The 17,448-nt window shown below is 62.1% G+C and carries 15 protein-coding genes and 6 pseudogenes; 5 read left to right on the forward strand and 16 right to left on the reverse strand.

Annotated elements, in window-relative coordinates:
• Nucleotides 1–18: 18 nt before the first annotated feature.
• Nucleotides 19–1,224 carry an acyl-CoA dehydrogenase family protein gene (locus MUK72_RS17190; RefSeq protein ID WP_244706141.1) on the reverse strand — a complete coding sequence of 402 codons (1,206 nt, stop codon included), beginning with the start codon at nt 1,222–1,224 and terminating at the stop codon, nt 19–21.
• 39 nt (nt 1,225–1,263) lie between these two features.
• Entirely contained in the window at nt 1,264–2,280 is a 1,017-nt protein-coding gene (locus MUK72_RS17195; RefSeq protein ID WP_244706143.1) for an AMP-binding protein, read from the reverse strand.
• Nucleotides 2,281–2,320: 40 nt separating this feature from the next.
• Between MUK72_RS17195 and MUK72_RS17200 the strand changes: the two genes are divergently transcribed.
• Nucleotides 2,321–2,554, forward strand: coding sequence for a hypothetical protein (locus MUK72_RS17200; RefSeq protein ID WP_244706145.1), 234 nt, complete (start codon nt 2,321–2,323; stop codon nt 2,552–2,554).
• 65 nt (nt 2,555–2,619) lie between these two features.
• Here the strand turns inward: MUK72_RS17200 and MUK72_RS17205 are convergent, their stop codons facing one another.
• The 3 genes and pseudogenes from MUK72_RS17205 to MUK72_RS20285 all read right to left on the reverse strand — a co-directional run bounded on the left by MUK72_RS17205 (nt 2,620) and on the right by MUK72_RS20285 (nt 4,360).
• Nucleotides 2,620–3,786, reverse strand: a complete 1,167-nt coding sequence (locus MUK72_RS17205; protein ID WP_244706147.1) for an acyl-CoA dehydrogenase family protein — start codon at nt 3,784–3,786, stop codon at nt 2,620–2,622.
• Between the two features lie 149 nt (nt 3,787–3,935).
• Nucleotides 3,936–4,103: pseudogene (locus MUK72_RS20490) on the reverse strand (hypothetical protein); the annotation flags it as partial.
• A 134-nt stretch (nt 4,104–4,237) separates the two neighbouring features.
• On the reverse strand, nt 4,238–4,360 hold the full coding sequence (locus tag MUK72_RS20285) for a hypothetical protein (protein WP_280518335.1): 123 nt from the start codon (nt 4,358–4,360) through the stop codon (nt 4,238–4,240).
• A gap of 353 nt (nt 4,361–4,713) precedes the next feature.
• On the opposite strand from MUK72_RS20285, the gene MUK72_RS17210 reads away from it, so the two are divergent.
• Nucleotides 4,714–5,718, forward strand: coding sequence for a hypothetical protein (locus tag MUK72_RS17210; RefSeq protein WP_244706149.1), 1,005 nt, complete (start codon nt 4,714–4,716; stop codon nt 5,716–5,718).
• Nucleotides 5,719–6,046: 328 nt separating this feature from the next.
• Here MUK72_RS17210 and MUK72_RS17215 read toward each other — a convergent pair whose 3' ends face one another.
• Entirely contained in the window at nt 6,047–7,213 is a 1,167-nt protein-coding gene (locus MUK72_RS17215) for a CaiB/BaiF CoA transferase family protein (protein ID WP_244706151.1), read from the reverse strand.
• A gap of 60 nt (nt 7,214–7,273) precedes the next feature.
• Nucleotides 7,274–7,726 carry a MaoC family dehydratase gene (locus MUK72_RS17220; RefSeq protein ID WP_244706153.1) on the reverse strand — a complete coding sequence of 151 codons (453 nt, stop codon included), beginning with the start codon at nt 7,724–7,726 and terminating at the stop codon, nt 7,274–7,276.
• Between the two features lie 335 nt (nt 7,727–8,061).
• Between MUK72_RS17220 and MUK72_RS17225 the strand changes: the two genes are divergently transcribed.
• The gene (locus tag MUK72_RS17225) at nt 8,062–8,844 is read left to right on the forward strand and encodes an SDR family NAD(P)-dependent oxidoreductase (RefSeq protein WP_244706155.1); all 783 of its coding nucleotides are present in this window, start codon (nt 8,062–8,064) and stop codon (nt 8,842–8,844) included.
• A gap of 584 nt (nt 8,845–9,428) precedes the next feature.
• Here the strand turns inward: MUK72_RS17225 and MUK72_RS17230 are convergent.
• Nucleotides 9,429–9,608, reverse strand: a pseudogene (locus MUK72_RS17230) (3-hydroxyacyl-CoA dehydrogenase NAD-binding domain-containing protein); the annotation flags it as partial.
• Nucleotides 9,609–9,645: 37 nt separating this feature from the next.
• On the opposite strand from MUK72_RS17230, the pseudogene MUK72_RS20495 reads away from it, so the two are divergent.
• Nucleotides 9,646–9,753: pseudogene (locus tag MUK72_RS20495) on the forward strand (acetyl-CoA C-acyltransferase); the annotation flags it as partial.
• Nucleotide 9,754: 1 nt separating this feature from the next.
• Here MUK72_RS20495 and MUK72_RS17235 read toward each other — a convergent pair.
• The 8 genes and pseudogenes from MUK72_RS17235 to MUK72_RS17270 all read right to left on the reverse strand — a co-directional run bounded on the left by MUK72_RS17235 (nt 9,755) and on the right by MUK72_RS17270 (nt 16,305).
• Nucleotides 9,755–10,603 (reverse strand): alpha/beta fold hydrolase, encoded by an 849-nt coding sequence (locus MUK72_RS17235; RefSeq protein WP_244706157.1) that lies wholly within the window; start codon nt 10,601–10,603, stop codon nt 9,755–9,757.
• Nucleotides 10,600–11,742 carry an acyl-CoA dehydrogenase family protein gene (locus MUK72_RS17240; RefSeq protein ID WP_244706159.1) on the reverse strand — a complete coding sequence of 381 codons (1,143 nt, stop codon included), beginning with the start codon at nt 11,740–11,742 and terminating at the stop codon, nt 10,600–10,602. Before MUK72_RS17240 ends, MUK72_RS17235 begins: the two co-directional genes overlap by 4 nt.
• Nucleotides 11,743–11,942: 200 nt before the next feature.
• Nucleotides 11,943–12,817: pseudogene (locus MUK72_RS17245) on the reverse strand (TIGR04024 family LLM class F420-dependent oxidoreductase).
• A gap of 3 nt (nt 12,818–12,820) precedes the next feature.
• Nucleotides 12,821–12,952, reverse strand: coding sequence for a hypothetical protein (locus MUK72_RS20335; protein ID WP_342346245.1), 132 nt, complete (start codon nt 12,950–12,952; stop codon nt 12,821–12,823).
• Nucleotides 12,953–12,960: 8 nt separating this feature from the next.
• Nucleotides 12,961–13,275, reverse strand: a pseudogene (locus tag MUK72_RS20340) (alpha/beta fold hydrolase).
• Nucleotides 13,276–13,532: 257 nt separating this feature from the next.
• Nucleotides 13,533–14,618: a phosphotransferase family protein gene (locus MUK72_RS17260; protein ID WP_244706165.1), complete on the reverse strand. Its 1,086-nt coding sequence runs from the start codon at nt 14,616–14,618 to the stop codon at nt 13,533–13,535.
• Nucleotides 14,615–15,316 (reverse strand): annotated as a pseudogene (locus MUK72_RS17265) (SDR family NAD(P)-dependent oxidoreductase). The gene MUK72_RS17260 and the pseudogene MUK72_RS17265 overlap by 4 nt, the downstream one beginning before the upstream one ends.
• A 224-nt stretch (nt 15,317–15,540) precedes the next feature.
• Nucleotides 15,541–16,305 (reverse strand): SDR family NAD(P)-dependent oxidoreductase, encoded by a 765-nt coding sequence (locus MUK72_RS17270; RefSeq protein ID WP_244706167.1) that lies wholly within the window; start codon nt 16,303–16,305, stop codon nt 15,541–15,543.
• 133 nt (nt 16,306–16,438) lie between these two features.
• Here MUK72_RS17270 and MUK72_RS17275 point away from each other — a divergent pair, with 133 nt between their 5' ends.
• Nucleotides 16,439–17,242, forward strand: a complete 804-nt coding sequence (locus MUK72_RS17275; RefSeq protein ID WP_244706169.1) for an enoyl-CoA hydratase/isomerase family protein — start codon at nt 16,439–16,441, stop codon at nt 17,240–17,242.
• Nucleotides 17,243–17,448 lie beyond the last annotated feature (206 nt).

Below are 17,448 nucleotides of genomic sequence, written 5' to 3' on the forward strand. Positions count from 1 at the left end.
TAGGGAAAGATTGACTGGTTATAGGAGTCCGTTCTGCTTCGCGATCGTGTTGAGGTGGATCTCGTCGGTGCCTTCGACGACTCGCAGCACTCGCGCCAGGTGAAGGTGGTCGACGAACGGGTTGTCTTCCGAGAGCCCGTTGGCCCCGTGAATCTGGACCGCGTCGTCTGCGATCTGCCAGAACGCGTTCGTGGCGAACCAGTGGAAGATCGAGACGTCTTCGACGACGTCGTGGTCCTGGTCCATGTTCCACGCACACCGGAGGCCGCCAGCGTCGGCCACGTACGTCCTCGCGCGCCCCCTCGCGTACATCGACGACACCTGCTGGAACGTGCCGATCGGCTGTCCGAACGCCTCTCGGTCCTGGGCGTACGCTTTGCTCTGCTCGAGTAAGTACTGGGAGTACCCGACTGCTTCTGCACCGAGTTCGAGGCGTCCCATCGTCAGGAGTGCCATTGCGTCCTGGAAGGCCCCATCGACGGGGCCGAGAACGCGTGACTCCGGGACGACGACATCGTCGAGCAGAATTTCGGCTTGCCAGCCTTCCAGGCCGATGGCGTTGTTGACCGAGCCGAGCTCGAACTCGTCTTGCTCGACGATGAAACACGTGATTCCCTCGAGTCGCCGGTCGACGTCCTCTATCGGCGTCGTTCTCGCGAGCACGAGGGCGAAATCACAGAACGCTGCGTTCGTAATCCACTGCTTGCGGCCGTTGAGGACCCATTCGTCGCCGTTCTTCTCGGCGCGAGTTCGCATCGCCGGCGAGTCCGACCCCACGTCCGGTTCGGTCTGTGCGAACGCCGTCGACTTCTCGCCGCGCACCACCGGTTCGAGATACTGTTCGACTTGCTCGCCTTCTGCGTGTAGCAACAGTGGGTTCGGTCCCTCCGGGCCTTTGAGTACGTGTTCGGCGAGCCCGCGTCCCTTCGAGGCGACGTGGCGCTTCGCAGCATACCAGGTGCGGATGGAGACACCCTCTCCACCCACCTCCTCGGGCATGACCATTCCGTAGAACCCGGCGTCACCGCTCTTCCGCCGGACTTCCTGCACCGCGTCGAGCACCTCCTGGGTCGGTTGGCCGTTCGGCCGTCGTCCGAGTCGCGGATTCCTGACCGCCTCTGCGAGGTCGGCCTCGAGCGGAGCCACTTCCTGCTCGATGAATTCGTCGAGACTGTCGAGGATGAGCCGCGTCTCCTCGTCTACGTCGAAACTAACGCCCGTCATTGGGTCGCCCTCCGGTATCGTCGTCGAATCGTGCTGTGTTCAATCAAGGTAGGCCTCCGCGTACTGGTCACGCACGGCTTGCTTGTTGTTCTTTCCCACGCTCGTCTTCGGAATGTCGTCGACAAACTCGATCTCGTCGGGGAGTTGCCAGTCCGCGAACCGCTGGGACAGTATCTCGTCGAGGTCGGCCCGATCCACAGACGCGCCGTCCTCGACTTCGACGAGCGCGAACGGTCGTTCCTCCCACTCTGGGTGCTCGAGACCGACGACGCAGGCGTCGACTACCTTCGGGTGCTCGACGAGGAGGTTCTCCATGTCGACCGACGAAATCCATTCACCACCACTCTTGATGACGTCCTTGATTCGGTCGGTGATCTTGAGGTAGCCGTCTTCGTCGATCGTTCCCGCGTCGCCGCTCTTCCAGAACCCGTCGTCAGTGAACGCCGTTTCCGTCCGGTCGTCGTCGTAGTAACTGCTCGTCACCCACGGGCCTCGGACGAGAATCTCCCCGACCGACTCACCGTCGTGGGGGACTTCCGCACCGGTTTCGGGATCGACGAGTTTCGTCTCGACGCCCGGCACTGTCAGGCCTTGCTTGCGGCGCAAGTCGAGCTGTTCCTCGTCCGAGAGATTCTCCTGGAGCGACGGTTTGACGAAGTTCATCGTCACCAGCGGCGTCGTCTCGGTGGCCCCGTAGGCGTGCACGACCTCCGCCCCGGTGAGGTCCCGGTATCCGCGCATCATGTCCAGCGGCGGCTCGGTGGCGCCGGACATCATCTGTAAGCCCGCCCAGTCAGGCGCGTCGTCGAGGGAACGGAGGTGGTCGAGCATCGGCATGAAGATGGCCGGTGCCCCGTTCGTCACCGTGATGTCCTCGTCACTGAGGAGTTCGACGAGCGGTTCGGGGTCCTCGGCGCGATACCGTCCCGGTAACGCGAGTTTCGCTCCGGTGTACGTCGCACTATAGGCCAGTCCCCAGCCCTGGCCGTGGAACATCGGTGTGATCGCAGCGACCGCGTCGTCGTGCGACAGACCGATGGAATTCGCCAACTGCATCGTGTGCAGGTAGATGTTCCGGTGCGAGTAATAGACGCCTTTGGGTCGTCCACAGGTACTGTTGAAGGAATGGGATCCCGAGGCGGCCCTCCAGGCGATCGAAGACCACGGCGTGACGTACCTGTTTACGATTCCGACGATGCTCTACGATCTCGTGAACCGCGATCCCGCGGACAGCGAGGACGCATACGACGCGGCCTCACTCCAGTACGCCCCGACCGATGGACAGAACGTCCCAGTGGACCCGAGATCCACCTTGAGTTCTCCGATGTAACGGTCACCGTTTGGGGCGTTCCGTCACAAAGCCGCAGTCGATACTTTCCCGCTCGCTGTACTACCTTAATAAGAGCGGGGGAGTCCGAGTTCGTGTTCGGCGATGTAATTTCGAAGCATCTGTTCGCTGATGGGGATGATGCGGAGGTGGCGTATCATCTCCCACATCTTGGCGATACCCATCTCCTTGCTAACGCTCATTCCACCGAAGGTTGTCATCGCCGTCTCGCACGCGTTCCACGCCGCCTCCCCACACTTGAGATTGGCGATATTAGCGGCAGTGCCGGCCTCCTCGCCGTTGTCGTACAGCCAGGCGGCTCGATGGTTCATCAATCGAGCCGTTTCGAGATCGGCATACGCGTCGGCGAGCGGGTGCTGAATCGCCTGGTGCGAACCGATCGGGGCGTCGAAAACGGCTCGATCGTTTGCGTAGTCCACGGCCTTTTCGATGGCGTAGTGACCCGTCGCGATGGCCGTCGCTGCTCCACCGATGCGTTCGGTGTTGAGCGTGTCGAACACGTGATACAGCCCCTGGTGCTCCTCTCCGACGAGCTGTGACTCGTGAACCCGCACGTCGTCCAGATAGAGGTTGTACGTCGGTTCGGGGAAGAACCCGTCCAAGGGAATCTCGTCGTAGTCGAGGTTCGAATCGTCCGGATCGACCAGGAAGACCGACAGCCCGTGACTCGGATGCTCTGCCTCCTCGACTGATAACGTCCGAGCTAGCATCGTAATCCGGTCCGCCTCGGCCACGCCCGAAATCCACATCTTCCGTCCGTTTATCACGTATTCATCGCCCTCTTTGCGAGCCCGTGTCTCGATGTTTCTGGTGTTGAGTCCCGCGTTGGGTTCGGTGACGCCCAGCGCCCAGCGGGCGCTTCCGTCGGCGATTTGGGGGAGCCATCGTTCCTTTTGTTCCTCTGTTCCGTGTGCGACGAGCGTCTCGCCGCCGAAGATGGGCGTGAGGATGAACGCCGGCGTCGCAGACCAAGCCCCGGCGCGGCCGATCTCCTCCATCACTGTCACCATCTCCTGCATTCCAAGGCCTTGTCCCCCGTACTCTTCGGGAATTAAGAGGCCGACCCATCCGTTGTCTGCGAGGTCCTGCCAGAACTCCTCGGGGAATCGCCGTTCGTCGGTGACGTCCCGCCAGTAGTCCTCGTCATAATCCTCAGCGATGTCGCGTACCGACGAGCGGATCATCTGCTCGAACTCTGCTTCTTCGAAATCCATGCTACAGTATGTTCGCTCGGTGACCCTTATATCCCTGTGGTTGCCCGGGCTCCTGTCACTGGCTATATTAAGTCGCGACGACCCAGTACGTGGCGTTGAAGTCGGATTGTCCTCCGGCCTGATTGTCGCGCTCTCGGTAGTACTCCGCTTCACGCCCAGCTAGCTGGAACTTCTGGATTTTCCCCGTCGCCGTTTTGTAGTTCCTCGACGAATTCCACGGCTTTCGGTGACTCGAACCCGACCAGGCGCTCGCGGGCGTACTCACGAAAGTCTTCGGTGTCGGCGTTAGCGCCTTCCGCGGGGATGACGAACGCCGTGACGGCTTCGTCCCGGTCCTCGTGTGGGAGGCAGACGACGGTGAGCTCCTCGACAGCGGGTGGTCACTCTTCTGGCGTCGAGTGGCGACCAACCGGCCTTGGCCGATTGGCGCGCGTCACCGCAGGATACTGTTCTAACTCGTCGTAGACGGTGAAGTGGTTGCTTCCCGCTTCGCTTCCTTCGACTTCTGTGCAAGCCCGTCGAGGTCCGCGTTGGCGACGCGGCCCTCCTTGACGAGTTCGCCTTCCTCGTCCACGACAGTGACGTAAGCGTCCGTTTTGTGACATCGATGCCCAGGGAGTGATCAGTGGTCGTGGTAATGGTTCCTCTGGAGTCCGGGATACGTGAAGCGGGACGACATTGACCCGGCGCCACCATCCCGGTTCCCTTGTTCCTTCGCATCCCAGGCCTGTCACGCTCCCATCTTCAGATAGACGTGTCATAGATCGACATCGGTGAATCCTGTCGTACTTCACACTCCAGAGATTTCAGCGGGATTCTCCTTGGTCACGCTCACCGGTACGGAATGTCTTACGCGCAGCAACGCCCGCCAAAGTTAGAAGCCCCCCACCCAAGGAATTTTAGCCCTAGTCCATGTCCCAGCCATACATGGAGTTCAATGCATACTCACAGTCGGCGACGTTCAACAGTCCGCTGGCGGACTTCGAGGAGGTCACTGAGTCGGTTGAGGTCCGCCAGGACCCGCTGACTGGTCGCACCGCTCGTATCGTTGACGGGGCATTCGTGATGCCCGACAGCTACGACATTGACACGGTCGTCTCGGACGACGACGGATGCTTCTTCTGCCCGGAAAACGTCGCGGAAGCGACGCCGACGTACCCGGACTGGATGGACGTCGACCGTGGATCACACGGGGAGGCGACATCGTTTCCGAACCTCAACCCGTACGGGAGTTACTCGAACGTCGTCGTCCTCACCGAGACGCACTTCCAACCGATGGAGCAGTTCACGGCGACGCAGTTCGCCGACGGACTCACCGCGGCGCTGGAGTACGTGGACGCCGTCTTCGACCACGACGAGGACGTCAGTCACGCCTCGGTGAACATGAACTTCCTCCGGTCGGCCGGGTCAAGTCTCGTCCATCCCCACCTGCAGACGCTCGTCGACGACCGCGGAACCAACGCACAGCGGGAACTGCTGGCGGCGAGTCGGCAGTATCGAGACGCCGAGGGGTCGACGTACTGGGCGGACCTGGTCGACGTGGAACGAGGCGGTGACCGCTGGATCGGAACGGCTGGCCCAGTCGACTGGCTGGCTGCGTTCGCGCCGAAACACCACCGGCACGTACTCGCCGTCGCACCGGACACGAACAGGGCCGAGATGGGGCGGGAGACCGTCGAGGGGTTCGCGGCGGGACTACCGAACGTCCTCGCCGCGTACGCGGATGCCGGCCTCAACGCGTTCAATCTCGTCCTACACCTCGTCGACGAGCCGGCGCTCCCGCCCGTCATGTCCGTCATCGCGCGCTCGGTCTTCGACGAGTACTACTGGTCGGACTCGCCGTTCTTCACGGTGCTCCACGACGAAGGCGTCGTGGATACCCCGCCCGAAACGTACGCGGAAGAGGCACGTACCGAATTTGAAGCCCGGTGAACGTGGACCCTCTTCCATGCGATGCAGTATGAAACGGACGTACGGCACGAACGGGCGAGGTGATACACTGTGAGCTCCGGACCCACGCCGACTGCCACATCCTTCTCGTTCCACAGCGGCTAAGACGGGCACTTCGTGGATCGCTCAACGACGCAGCGGGCAGGGAGTTCCCGCCCTCCGACAACCCGACTGCGCCGATGTCACGCTCTTGGCGCCGAAACTTCGGGCAGAGACGGAGACGCTCGCGGCCAGTCGTGGTCACGGCTGCGTTCTAGAGGGGGGGTCGGGCGCTCGTGAAGCCCCGTGAACCGGCCAGGGTCCGGCGTGCTCACCGGACGACTCCGCCCTCGCTGAGCGACTGGATGTCGGCCGCGTCGAAGCCGACCGACTGCAACACCGTGTCAGTGTGTTCGCCGTGTTCCGGCGCGGGCCCGCCGGTTTCCGCAGGTGGCTCTGAGACCTGCGCCGGGAATCCGACGCGCGGCGCCCCCGTGTCGCGGTCGATCAATTCGCGAGCCGTCGCGTGCTCGCTGGACAGCGCCTCCCCGAGCGTCCAGACGGGGGCGACCATCGCGTCGACGTCACCGAGTTCCGCTTCCCACTCGTCCCGAGTCTTCTCAGCGAACAAGTCGGTTAGTTCCTCCCGTAGCGCCGCCCGCTCGGCCGGATCGGTGGTCATGTGCGCGTCGAGCAGGTCTTCGCGATCGACGGCCTCGCAGAACTCCCTCCAGAACTTCTCCTCGATCGCCGCGATCGTGACGTACCGCCCGTCGGCAGTCTCGTAGACGCCGTACCACGGCGCGGCGCCAGTGAGGGGTGTCTCACCGGGCCGCGGACCGTCGCCGGTCAGCGCCTCGTGAGCAACGGCCTGCGAGAAGGAGGCGACGACGTCAGTCATCGCCACGTCTACGTATTCGCCGTCGGCGTTCCCGAGTTCCCGTGACAGGAGCGCGCCCAGGATACTGAACGCCGCGAAGAGCCCGCCGGCCATGTCGCCGATGGGGTAGCCCGGAATCTGTGGGTCAGTCGCCTCGTCGGCTCGGGTCAAATCAAGTAGCCCAGCCATCCCGACGTAGTTGAGGTCGTGACCGACGCGGTCGGCGTGTGGACCCGTCTGCCCGAACCCCGAAAGCGAACAGTAAACGACCTCGGAGTTGTGCTCGTGGACCGACTCGTAGTCGATACCGAGCCTGTCGACGACGCCGGGCCGGAATTGTTCGAAGACGACGTCTGCCGTCTCGACCAAGCGCATGAACGCCTCGCGACCCGGCTCCGTCTTCAGGTCGACCGCGACGCTCCGCTTCCCACGGTTGACCGCGTCGAATATGGTTCCGACGCCGTCGTCGGTGTACGGCGGCATGTGGCGCGCGTAGTCACCGCGGTCGGTGTCCTCTATCTTGATTACGTCGGCACCGGCGTCAGCGAGCAACTGGGTCGCGAACGGGCCTGGGAGCAACCGCGAGAGATCCAGTACTCGCAGCCCATCGATGCGCATACCGCAGTCATCGACGCCCGGTACAATAAGGCTGCGGTTGGGCGCCTAGTGCCGGAGTAGTTACGACGAGTCCTGTCGCTGGAACAAGACCTTTGCGACCATCGAGAGGACGATCTCGTCGTCCTGATTTCGGGTGTGGCTCTCGAATTCGACGAGGCCCGCGTTGGGCCGGCTTTCGAGTGGGCGCTTGCGGACCGGTTCAAGCGTTACCGTCAGTTCGTCGTCCGGGTGGACGGGTTCGCGAAACTCCGTTTCTCCGAGGCCGGGCGAACCGAGCCCGTGCGCGTCATTATACAACCCGTCGACTGACAGTCGCTGCGTGATGGCCATCGTGTGGAGACCGCTGGCGATGAGTTCGCCGAACGGCGATTGCGCTGCCGCCTCGGGGTCGACGTGGAACGGCTGCGGATCGTATTGTTCGGCAAAGTCCAGTATTTCTTCTTTCGAAACGGTGTACGTTCCCATTTTGAGCGTCTCACCGAGTTCAATGTCTTCGAAGTATCGCTTGGACATTCAGCCAACACTTCTCCTAAACAATCATAAACTCACGGATTCGAGTGATCACAGCTTCACTCGTTTACAGGGGTCCGGACGACATCGACGTCGGGGAAGGTTGTGTTGATCGACGCTGCGAAGTCGACGTCAGTCTCTCGGCCAGTCCCGCTGCCCGACTGGTCGACAGTGTTCCAGTTTGGTCTCAGTCCAGCCGTGGTGTGGCCGGTGGACTGTTTCACGGAGTGACGGTGCGTCAGCGGCGTAGCCGTGACGCGCCACCCCGTGGTCGCCGTATCAAGACAGGTGAACGTTTTTCACGCCGCTCAGTGAGGCCCCACTTGGAATCACGACCAATGTCCACGGACCAATTCAGCGTCACAGGACGGACTGCCATCGTCACGGGAGCGTCGAGCGGGATCGGCGAGTCGATCGCGGAACGCTTCGCGGCCGACGGCGCGAACGTTACAATCTGCTCGCGTGAACAGGAGAACGTCGACCCCGTTGCGGAGGAGATCCGAGAGAGCGACCGCCCTGGCGAGGCGCTCGCGGTCGAATGCGACGTCACGGAGCGGGATGCCGTCGAATCACTCGTCGAAACGACCGTCGAACAGTTCGGATCGATCGACGTCCTGGTCAACAATGCCGGGGCGAGTTTCATGGCGCCGTTCGAAGATCTCAGCGAGAACGGATGGAAGACCATCGTCGATATCAATCTGCACGGCACGTTCCACGCTACGCAAATTGCAGGCGAGTACATGCGCGAGGACTATGGCGGTTCGATAATCAATATCGCGAGCGTCGCGGGTCAACTCGGCTCACCGTACATGAGTCATTACGCGGCGGCCAAGGCGGGAGTTATTAATCTGACCTCGACGCTGGCGAACGAGTGGGCCGAAGAGAACGTCCGGGTCAACTGCATCGCTCCCGGGTTCGTGGCCACGCCGGGCGTCGAATCCCAGATGGGGGTCTCGGCGTCCAACATCGATCGCGAGGAGGTCGATCGCCGCATCGGCAGGGCAGACGAGATCGCCGATGTCGCCCAGTTCCTCGCGAGCGACGCGAGTTCGTACCTCGTCGGCGAGACCATTACGGCACAGGGAGTCCCGCGGAATCTCGAGGAACCCCCCTCGGAGTGAGTATCCCCTCCAATCCGGCCGCGACTGACAACCGGTAGGTGTTTCGTCTATCGACGTTCGTATCTGCCTCCGCCAAGAATCTTGGTGGATGGCTGATACAATCCGGGTGTTCACGCTCGCGGAACGACCCGAAAGAACGCCCGGGAACGACGCGGTCGGCGCCGATCAGGCGGGGAGAGCGGGCTGTTCAACCACGTCTATTCGACCGAGGACTTCGAGAAGGAGGTCGAATCGATGACCGGGACCATCACATCCGGTTCGACCGTCGTACTCGTCGCCCCGAAGCGGGCCGTCCGAAGGGGACTCACCAGTGGCCTCGAGGAGGCCATCGATGCCGAGGCCGACGCGTAGGCGGCAGTCTTCGAGACACGGGACCACCGGGAAGGCGTGAGAGCCTTCGTCGAGCGGCGGGAGCGGGACTTCGAGTGACGGTGGTAGCCGTGGACGACCTCGCCGACGAGGTGAAAGAATCCGCCCAGCAGTTCATCGATACCACGGGTTTTTCTCCCAACTGGGTGTCTCCCCGGTCCGAATCGAACCGGAACGAGAGGTCATGCGGATCCCGTACGACGAGACGCTGACCACTCCCCAGATCCGTGGAGCGACCACTCGATGTTTTCGTAGCCCTCCGAAACGGTGTCCCCCTCGATGTCTCGCATCGTGACCTCGTAACCCGACAGGGCCGCGACCTCGGTTATTCCGTGGCCCACGTTGCCGGCTCCCAGGACCGCTATCTCCTCGACGTCGTCGATAGTGACCACCATGGACGGTGATCGCGTTCGTGACGTAATGAAATGTTGTCCCGCCACGGTCGTGCATGGGGTGAATCGCCGGGGCGCGGAGCGCGGGATTTCCACCGAATGTGTGGGACTCGGTCAGGGCGCCGCGATCGAGTTCGCACTCCCCTGAACTACGCGAACACGTCGGCCAGGTGTGACCGGTACGCTTCCGTTCGATCTTCGATGACCCAGTGATAGGCGTCTTCGAGGGGAAGCATCGTCGCGTCTCCGGTCACGTCCTCGGCCAGTTGCTCCGCGTACGAGACGGGTTGGAGCACGTCGTCGGTCCCCCAGAGCAGGTAGGTGTCCGCCTCGATCGCCTCGTAATCGATCTCCAACGTGTGGTTCGTGTTCGTCGCCACGGCGTTCCGGACGAGAGACCGTTTGCCCGCGTCGGTCTCCCAGGGAGCCATCATCCCGTCGACGAACTCACGGTGATTGTCCGGATCGCCGTACAGCCCCTGCTCGAACGCGCCGGCGATGGCCGCCTCGAACTCCTCGTCGGATTGCTCCAGGGTCGACGGGACGCCGATGCCGTTGATGAACTCGACTGGCCAGGAGTCATAGCAGACGGCGTTCGAGAGCACCACCGTCTGAACGGCCCCGGGATTATGGGCGGCGTATCGGAGGGCGATGCCGCCACCGATGTCGTGGGCGACGAGGGAGGAGTGATCGGCGCCTACCGTCGCAAGGAGTTCCTCGAGTGCCTGTTCCTGTGCACGGATCGAGCGATCGACTCCATCCCGCATCGTCGAGTTCCCGTAGCCGATCAGGTCGGGGACGACGACGTGGTGGTTCTCGGCGACGGGGTCGAGCACGTTCCGCCAGAGGAACGACCAGGTCGGGATGCCGTGGAGGAACACGACGGGCGCCCCATCCGCGTCGACGGTCGCCTCGTAGTACGCCATCTCGACGTCGTGTCCGTCGACGGTCACCGTCGTCGTCGACTGTCGGTCGGACCAGTCTTCGCTCGTGATCATGGGAGGAGGGTGTCCGCGACGATGTTCTTTTGAATCTCGCTCGTGCCTTCGTAGATTTTGGTGATCCGGGCGTCGCGGTAGTAGCGCTCGACGGGGTGATCGGTGACGTACCCCGCGCCCCCGTGGACCTGGATCGCTTCGTCGGCCACGTCGACGGCGTGTTCGCTGGCGAAGAGTTTCGCCATACTGGCCAGTTTCCGTGCCGTCTCGTCGTCGCCCTGCTGCAGGTTGGTCGCCGCGCGATAGGTGAGCGATCGGGCGGCCTCGACGTTCGTGGCCATCTCCGCGATTTTGTGCCTGATCCCCTGGAACTCGGCGATCTTCTGGTCGAACTGCTCGCGGTCGGTTGCGTAGTCCTTCGCTGCGTCAAGGGCCGCCTGGGCCGCGCCGACCGCCTGGGCTGCAACCGAGACCCGGCCGTCGGCGAAAAACTCCATAAGTTGATAGAACCCCTCGTCAACCTCACCGATCACGTTCTCTTCTGGCACGCGTACGTCATCGAGGATCAATTCCGCCAGATCCGACGCACGAATGCCGAGCTTGTTGTCGATCTTCTCGGCCGAAAACCCGTCCAGGTCCGTGGGGACGAGGAACGCAGTGATGCCGCGATGCCCTTCGCTGGGACTCGTCTTCGTCATGACGACAGCGACATCGGCCACAGTTCCGTTCGTGATCCACATCTTGTTTCCGTTGATGACAAATCCGTCGCCGTCCCGTTCGGCCCGCGTTTCGATGCCAGCCACGTTCGACCCGTGGGCCGGTTCGCTGATAGCGCTCGCCGTCGCGGCATCGCCGTTCGCAACCCTCGGGAGCCACTCCTCTTTCATCCACTCGTCACCGAATTTCCTGATCATCGTCGTGCCGAACCCCCTGCTCCCGATGGCGCTCCCGATGCCCGGATCACCGCGCCACAACTCCTCAGTGATAATCGTCGATGACAGTGTGTCCATGCCTGCGCCCCCGTACTCGGTGGGAATGTGTGGCGCGATGAAGTCGAGTTCGGCCGCCTTCTGTACCAGTTCCTCCGGATAGTCGCCCGTTTCGTCGTGTTCAGCTGCCACGGGTTCGATCTCGTCGGACGCGAATTCACGGACAGCCGTACGGATTGCTCGCTGTTCGTCGGTAAGCTCGAACGCCATACTGGAGAATCAGTAAGGACTGGAAAATATCTTTCCCTCGAATTGATGGGGGCGGCTCTATCAACACGAACACACGAAACGACGCACCCCCTATCTTACTATCTGAAGATGATGAACCTCCGACTGGTCGTAGACGTTGCGACGGTTATTCGAGGGTGTCACGGGTGCAACTGGACCAATGACATCTACCACTACGTCTTTCACGTCTGCCGCGAAAGGTATCGCATCGTCCCCCGCTTCTCCTCGTTGTCCATGTCCGCCGCGAAGCCGATCCGAACCGCGTCGACGCCGTCGATGGCGGCGAACTCGCGAACGCGTTCGCGAACTTCTTCGGGCGTCCCTGCGGCGGCCACTGAATCCAGCAGGTCGTCGTCGATCTCCGCGGTCATCGCGGCCATATCGCGGTCCGCCCATGCCTCACGGACTGTCGTGACCGTCTCCTCGTATCCCTGTTCGGCGACAGAATCGCCGTAGAATGGGCCGTACGCTCCGATGAGGAACGCGATCATCCTGCGCATCACATTACGGGCGTGGTCGCGGTCCTCGTGAGCGAAACACCGGAGGATGGGTGCGACCCGCAGGTCGTCGGGGTCTCTTTCACCGAGGTCTGCGCCGCGCCGCAGGTCCTCGAACCGCTCCCGGAGGCTGTCGGGCGTGAATAACTGTGGAATCCAGCCGTCGGCGAACCGGCCCGTCATCTCCGTGGCCTTCGGCCCCAGCGCGGCGATGTCGATAGCCGGTGGGTTCTCGGGCGGCGTCCGATCGTATTTCAGCCCGCCGAGCTGGAATATCTCACCCTCGTAGGAAACATCGCCACCGTCGTGGACCTCCCGCACGATATCGATGGTCTCGCGGAGCCGGCGGAGCGGGCGGTCGAACGATTTCCCGTGCCACTTCTCGGCGAGGGCTGGGAACTCGCGCCGAGGCCGAGCCGGAATCGGCCGTCGGTGACGTCGTGCATCGTCAGTGAGGTCTGACCCATAAGGGTCGGCGTTCGCGAGTACGACGACAGGACGTCGTCGGAGATGCCGATATCGTCGGTCCGCTCGGCGATGACCGAGAGGAGCGGGACGATGTTTTACCCCGAGACTTCGCCGGCTGTCACATGGCTGAAGCCGAGTTCCTCGGCCAGTACGGCCTGCTCGACTGCTGAATCGATCGTCTCGTGGTCGTCGGTACTTAGTATGAGGTCAAGTGGGACGTCGTTCATGGGTAGTATCATTCCAGGGTCGCGTCTCGTTTTTCGATTCGGCTGTATCGCTCTCCCCGTCTACTCGTCGACCCGGCCGGAAGTATGAACGTACTCAGGTGCACGAGCCTGTCGACCGCATCCGGGCGACGTTCCGCGACCTGCGCAATCGTCACCCCGCCCATGCTGTGGCCCACGAGTACGACCGGACCGGGCTACTCGTTGAGAGTGCCACACACTCGGTCGACGTATCCCTCGGACGTGACGTCGTCTACTGGCGTCGTGTCGGTCCCGTCTGCCGGACGGTCGAGCGTCACGACGGTGTGGCCGCGCTCCTCGAGCACCGGTGCGACCTCGTCCCAGTACCACGCGCCGTGATAGGCACCGTGGACGAGGACGAACCTCGTCGAATCGGTCGACTGGGTCGCTGATGGTCCTGTTCATAGGCATTCAGTCTCCAGTCATCGGCATAAGCGTTGGCACGGACGGTCCCTGATAGTGATTGCTGTAACGATTTACCGGAGCGGCCGCCCGCAGTCGGACGGTCGCATCGGTAACGGCTTACAGCAGTCACTATGAGTTGCAGGCAGGGCCACCGACGCTACAGCGGTTCCTCGCCCTCGATAATGCGCAGTGCCCTGTCTGCGAGCTGGGGGACACCGTCGCGCATCTTCGGATAGAGCGGGTCGTCGGAGTTGCCCTCCAGATAGCGCCGGAAGAACATCTCTCCGAGCCCGATGAGCTTGTACACCCCGAGCGTGCGGTAGAACCGCTCGTCGTCGAAACTCGTGCCAGTCGCCTGCTCGTACCGTTCGACCAGTTCCTTGCGGGTCGGGTATCCCTCCCGCATCGTGATGGAACTGTACAGCGCTCCGACCGAGGACGGCAGGTCGGGGTCCTTCTCGTCGAACCAGAACGAGAGCATCCATCCGAGGTCCGTGTACGGGTCGCCAAGTGCCGCCAGCTCCCAGTCGAAGATAGCCACGATCTCCGGTGGTGTCCCCGTGCCGAACATGACGTTGTCGAGTTTGTAGTCGCCGTGGACTAGCGTATGCGGATGCTCCTCGGGCACGTTGTCCGCCAACCACGACTGGACCTCGTCGAGTTCGGGGATCGGCCGCTCCTCGGCCGTGACCTCAGCGGCCCACGAGATCTGTTTCGACCAGCGATCGACCTGCCGCTGGGTGAACCCCTCGGGACGCCCGAAATCACCTTCTTCCAGGCCGACCGCGTAGTAGTCGACCTCGTGAATCTTGACGAGGCGGTCGACGAGTTCCTCGCCGATCCGCGTCCGTCCGGCGTCGGTCGCGAACCGCTCCGGTTCCTCGGTGCGGATGACATCGCCGTCCGCCTGTTCCATCACGTAGAAGTCACAGCCCAGCACCGAGTGGTCGTCACAGGCCGACACTGTCGTGGGCACGCAGACGCCGGTGTCCTGGAGTGAGTCGATGACGCGATACTCGCGGAGGACGTCGTGTGCCGTTTCGGCGGTCTCGCCCGGAGGCGGCCGTCGGATGACGAGATCGGTGTCACCCCAGGTGACGAACAGCGTCTCGTTGGAGTGCCCCTCCTGATGGTGTTCGATATCGAACTCGTCGACCTGACCCAGTTGTGATTCGAGGTAGTCGGCCAGCGCCGACTCGTCGACGATGCGTGAGGCGTAGTCGGTTGAGTCGTCGTCTGTCATGGATAGTGTCGTCGGTGTTCGAGTGTCACTCGCTCACTGTGCTGCCATTCCACCGTCGGCGACGTGAACGTCCCCTGTGACGTAGGCGGCGTCGCTCGCGAGGTAGACGGCGATGTCCGCGATCTCCCGGGTTCGGCGAAGCGGTCGACGGGAATAGTCTCGAGGCTGTCCTCGTTCCCCCGGTCCCCCTTCGTGAACTCGGTGCTGACGTAACCCGACGCGAACGCGTTGACGCGGATATCGGGCGCCCACTCGGCGGCGAGCCCTTTCGTCATTCCGACCATCGCGTGTTTCGACGCCGTGGACGGCATCTAATCGGGCAGGGCGACGACGCCGCCGACGTTCACCTCGATGGTCCTCTGCCACGTCTCGATATCGAGTTTTCGGGCGTTCCCGAAACGCGGGTTGGTGCCGGCGTTGTTCACGAGAACGTCGACCTCGCCGAGCGTCGCTTCGACGTCATCGAACATCGCCTCGATCGCCGCATCGTCCGTCACGTCGAGCGGATACGGGGCGGCCGATTGCCCTGTCGCTTCGATGCGCTCTGCTGTCGCCTCGAGAGCGTCTTCGGAGTGGGCGACCGGTGCGACGTCCGCCTTGACCTCCGCCATCGAGACGGCGATTCTCTCGCCGGTACCGCGACTGCCACCGGGCACGACGGCGACACTGTCTTCCAGTGAGAAGGCGTCGAGTCCCATGGTACCCCCATGGCGCGTGGCGCCTATTAACACTATGGAACTCACGGCTCTTGCAAAATGGCGTGGGGTTGTCCTTCGGGGGCGAACTCAGAATAGTTCAGACGGGTACTGCAAGAATCATACCCGCCCCCGATCACAAACATCCTCGAAACTACGGGTTCGCCGCCGTCACCTATCTAACTGCGATCGGGAAAATAACGGTACAATTACCGGACTACCACAGTTCACCCAACCATCGTCAACCCACCGGACACACTCACCACCTGGCCGGTCATGAAGGAGGCATCATCGCTTGCGAGGAAGGCGACGACGCCAGCGATGTCGTCCGGTTCCGCCATTCGTCCCAACGGCACTTGGTCAGCCATGCCGCCGAGAATCTTCTCACCTAGGTCGGTTTCCCGCATCTCCCGGGTGAGCGGCGTGTCGGTCGGTCCAGGAGCCACCACATTACAATTCACATCGTTTCGAGCCAGTTCCCGTGCAAGCGTTTTCGTGAACGAGACGACACCGCCCTTCGCACCAGCATAGACGGCCTCTCCGGAACTCCCAACGCGCGCGGCATCTGATGAGATATTGATGATCGTTCCCGGTGCCTCCGACTCGACGAAGTGTTCGGCGACCGCTCGAGAACAGTACATCTGACCCTTGAGATTGAGGTCGATGATGTCGTCCCAGATCGCCGGATCCTGCTCCAGAAACCACTCGATCCGATCCCAGCCGGCATTGTTCACCAGCACGTCAAGGCCGGCCGTGTCGACCACCGTTTCAACCATCGACGCGACGGCTTCGAAGTCGGTCACGTCGGCGATGGCTGAGACCGCCGTACCACCGTCCGCTTCGATTAGTTCTATCGTTTCCTGCGCATTCGCTTCGTCAACATCGTTGACCGCAATCGTTGCTCCTTCCTCGGCCAGTCGACGCGCGATGGCACGGCCGATTCCGCGACCGCTCCCCGTCACGAGCGCTGTTTTGTCCTCAAGTCCACGCATATTCTGGTAAGATGTACCCAATTATAATAGGGATTGTGCCCGTCGGTGTAAACGGACCCTCACCATCTCAGACGCTGGACGAGTCTGTATCGAACCCGAGCTATTATAAGGAACTGTAGAGAAGATAGCACTCATGCGAGACCATGACAAGGTTGCGGTCGACCACGACGAAGATTCGGGAATCGCGTTCGTTCGACTGGACAACCCGCCGCAGAACGTTATTGATCTTGAATTGTTGCTTGACCTCAAGGACGCACTCGACGAGATGGACACGGACGACGCGATAGACGCAATCATTCTTGGGACCGCCCAAGACGTGTTCTGCTCCGGAGCCGACCTCGATGAAATTTCCGGGCTCGACGCCGAAGAGGGTAACCGCTGGTTGACGGCGTATATGGACACAGTGGATCGCCTCCGAGATACCGGCAAACCGACGATTGCCGCCGTCGAACGGACCTGCGTGGCCGGGGGGAACGAACTCGTGATGGGCTGTGATCTCATCGTGGCGGGAGAGTCTGCGACATTTGGTCAGCCGGAGGTCTTGGTCGGGTCGACTGCTGCCGGTGGCGGACTGCAGTTACTCCCTCTTATAGTGGGGGAGAAACGGGCCCGCGAGATGTTGTTGACTGGCGACCTCCTCTCCGCGGAAGAAGCCGAGCGCTTCGGACTGGTCAACCGCGTCGTCGAAGATGCGACTACCGACGACAAGGCGGTCAAACTTGCGCTTGACATCATCGAGAACTCAAGTCCACAAGCGTACCGCATGATGAAGGCGGTGATGAAGAGCTGGACCAACTTGGCGATGCATCACCGGGAGATGGCCCGCGAGATGACGGCTGCGGTCTGGAACTCCACTGAATTCGACGAACGTGCCCGGGAATTCCTGACGAACGAAGAACTCGATCCTCGCTCCTTCACTGGTGTCCGTCCGAAATAGACAGACTCACTGTATTCGCAAGGAAGAGGTCACATGTCGGACGAGTTCGTAAACCGGTTTGGTCTCATGCCGACGGCGTGTAACCGGTTCGGACTCCACCCGGACGCGCTACCTTATCCAACCACGTCTTAGCACTTTCAGACTAGTACGTTATGTCTTGCGCGCAGCAACACCCGCCCGAAGTACATTACGTAGCGTGCTTGTTT

It is taken from the genome of Halococcus dombrowskii (assembly GCF_022870485.1).
GTDB classification, from domain to species: Archaea; Halobacteriota; Halobacteria; order Halobacteriales; family Halococcaceae; genus Halococcus; species Halococcus morrhuae.

Bases quoted from the DNA above. Each gene is read 5' to 3' on its own strand.
- MUK72_RS17190 (WP_244706141.1), bottom strand. From the start codon at position 1,224: ATGACGGGCGTTAGTTTCGACGTAGACGAGGAGACGCGGCTCATCCTC.
- MUK72_RS17195 (WP_244706143.1), bottom strand. From the start codon at position 2,280: ATGCAGTTGGCGAATTCCATCGGTCTGTCGCACGACGACGCGGTCGCT.
- MUK72_RS17225 (WP_244706155.1), top strand. From the start codon at position 8,062: ATGTCCACGGACCAATTCAGCGTCACAGGACGGACTGCCATCGTCACG.
- MUK72_RS17215 (WP_244706151.1), bottom strand. From the start codon at position 7,213: ATGCGCATCGATGGGCTGCGAGTACTGGATCTCTCGCGGTTGCTCCCA.
- MUK72_RS17235 (WP_244706157.1), bottom strand. From the start codon at position 10,603: ATGATCACGAGCGAAGACTGGTCCGACCGACAGTCGACGACGACGGTG.
- MUK72_RS17205 (WP_244706147.1), bottom strand. From the start codon at position 3,786: ATGGATTTCGAAGAAGCAGAGTTCGAGCAGATGATCCGCTCGTCGGTA.
- MUK72_RS17260 (WP_244706165.1), bottom strand. From the start codon at position 14,618: ATGACAGACGACGACTCAACCGACTACGCCTCACGCATCGTCGACGAG.
- MUK72_RS17240 (WP_244706159.1), bottom strand. From the start codon at position 11,742: ATGGCGTTCGAGCTTACCGACGAACAGCGAGCAATCCGTACGGCTGTC.
- MUK72_RS20335 (WP_342346245.1), bottom strand. From the start codon at position 12,952: ATGAACGACGTCCCACTTGACCTCATACTAAGTACCGACGACCACGAG.
- MUK72_RS17210 (WP_244706149.1), top strand. From the start codon at position 4,714: ATGGAGTTCAATGCATACTCACAGTCGGCGACGTTCAACAGTCCGCTG.
- MUK72_RS17275 (WP_244706169.1), top strand. From the start codon at position 16,439: ATGCGAGACCATGACAAGGTTGCGGTCGACCACGACGAAGATTCGGGA.
- MUK72_RS17270 (WP_244706167.1), bottom strand. From the start codon at position 16,305: ATGCGTGGACTTGAGGACAAAACAGCGCTCGTGACGGGGAGCGGTCGC.
- MUK72_RS17220 (WP_244706153.1), bottom strand. From the start codon at position 7,726: ATGTCCAAGCGATACTTCGAAGACATTGAACTCGGTGAGACGCTCAAA.